The sequence below is a fragment of the Gordonibacter pamelaeae 7-10-1-b genome (genome assembly GCF_000210055.1).
Classification (GTDB): domain Bacteria; phylum Actinomycetota; class Coriobacteriia; order Coriobacteriales; family Eggerthellaceae; genus Gordonibacter; species Gordonibacter pamelaeae.
In genome coordinates this window covers 2,525,182-2,526,002 of record NC_021021.1, presented here as the reverse complement: position 1 = coordinate 2,526,002, position 821 = coordinate 2,525,182, and the positions used below count along the sequence as shown (strand labels likewise).

Below are 821 nucleotides of genomic sequence, written 5' to 3'. Positions count from 1 at the left end.
GGCGCCGTGGAGGGCGCAGAGGGCTTGGTGGACGATGCCGAGCGCGAGGCGGACGGTATCCGCCAGGCCGCTGCGGACGCCGAGGAGGCGGCTCGGGAGGCGAATGCCTGGAAGGAGCGTGCGTTCCTGCGCGACTGCGGCGACGACCCGTCGTACTGCATGAGCGAGCGCGCCCGCACGCTGGCCGGCATGGCCGGGGCGGACAACCCGCGCTATGCGAGCGTCGATGCCTGGTCGTTCTCGGTGGCGCTCGACCGCGCCCGCGCGTACTATGCGCGCCGCCTGGCCGTGGAGGCCCCCGAGGGCTCGTCGACGGAGGAGCGGGCCCGGTCGGCCTTGCGCCAGCGCTTCTACGCCTATGCGGCCGACGAAGCGGGGCGCGGCTACGTGCGCGAGAGCGCCGACTCGTTCGACGCGCGCTTCCCGCACCTGCCGAAGAACACGGACGAGATGCGCGGGACGGCGCTGTACACGGAGGCGGTCTACCCGACGACGGTCGACGGGTCCGGGAACCTGGTCGTGCACGCCTGGCCCGGATGCCCCGGGGCGGGCGGTGCGGCGGGTGCGGCCTCCATCGCCCAGATGGAGGCAGGCGGGAACGCCCCATGCCCCGCCTGCGGTTTCACCGCCGCGAGCATGGGGAAGGTGGCCGCCGCCTCCACGTCCATCGAGAACGGCTTCGAGTATCACTACGAGGCCGTGGCGCAGGCCGCCGAGGAGTACCAGAGGGCGCGCGCGAAACTGGGCCCGCTCACGGCCGAGGTGAAGGGCAGGGCCGGCGGCCTGCTCGACCGCTGTCGGGATGTGCTGGGGCGTGCGGG

1 pseudogene is annotated in these 821 nt (G+C 73.9%); it reads left to right on the top strand.

Going from position 1 to position 821, the window contains the following annotated elements:
- A pseudogene (locus GPA_RS19290) lies at positions 1-821 on the top strand (molybdenum cofactor biosynthesis enzyme); the annotation flags it as partial.